Origin of the sequence: Paenibacillus sp. OT2-17 (assembly GCF_009827695.1) — a bacterium.
Taxonomy (GTDB): domain Bacteria; phylum Bacillota; class Bacilli; order Paenibacillales; family Paenibacillaceae; genus Paenibacillus; species Paenibacillus polymyxa_B.
This window is the reverse complement of the sequence record NZ_WUDQ01000926.1, coordinates 1-892: the sequence shown is the minus strand read 5'-3', so window position 1 is coordinate 892 and position 892 is coordinate 1. Positions and strand designations below refer to the sequence as shown.

General features: G+C 49.4%; 1 protein-coding gene. It reads right to left on the bottom strand.

The features are described from left to right. On the bottom strand, positions 1-892 hold an 892-nt coding region (locus tag GRP75_RS28225), incomplete at both ends, for an FtsK/SpoIIIE domain-containing protein (protein ID WP_160791034.1).

The following is an 892-nucleotide window of genomic DNA, read 5'->3' as shown; positions in this document are numbered from 1 at the left end:
GGCGGACACTAGGTGTCCGCCCAATCGCGGCAATACTGATTAACTCGTCCATAAACTCTGGCTGATCTCGCTTTAATTGTGCAAATTCATCAATAATAATAACCAGATGAGGCAGCGGTTGTTCCTGCCGCTGCCGGAGTAGTATGTAATATTCATCAATATGCTGTAAATTGCCTGCATCGTTCAATATCTTCTGTCGACGAACCAGTTCTGCTTTAAGAGATATTTTGGCACGTTCAATCAAATTATTGTCCAAGTTCGTGATCGTACCCACAACATGCGGCAAGTTAACGAACGTGTTGGACATGCCTCCACCCTTGTAATCGATCAGCATAAAAGCAAGATCATGTGGATGAAACTCGGCAGCAAGCGAGGCTACGATGGACTGGATAACCTCACTCTTCCCTGAACCCGTTGTACCGGCGATCAAGCCATGGGGACCATGTCCTTGACGCTCTATCTTATCATGCAGGTTAATCATAATCCTCTTACCGCCTGCTCGCACGCCCATCGGCACAGGTAAGGTATCGGGATGGCGGTTACGTCGCCACCGATCTGCCACGTCCAGTTCTTCCACACTCGCTACGCTCATCATATCAAACAGAGGTAGCACAGCGGGAATGTCAGAAGCAGAGGAACGCTTCAAGCGAATAGGAGCCATGTACCTCGCCAATGCATCGGCTTCCTCTTTTGACAAACGATCCGGTTTAAAACTTTGCTGTTCAACCTCCGCCGATTCTGATTTGCGGGCATATACGCCCTGCTCTTTGGAAGCCTCCACAATCAGCTGACACTGCATCGGCAAAGCCTCTTTACGAGAAGCTAGCACAATCGTACACGCATCACTGGCTCGACCGTCCTCCAGTAACAACGGCAGCAACGGTTCTTCCTC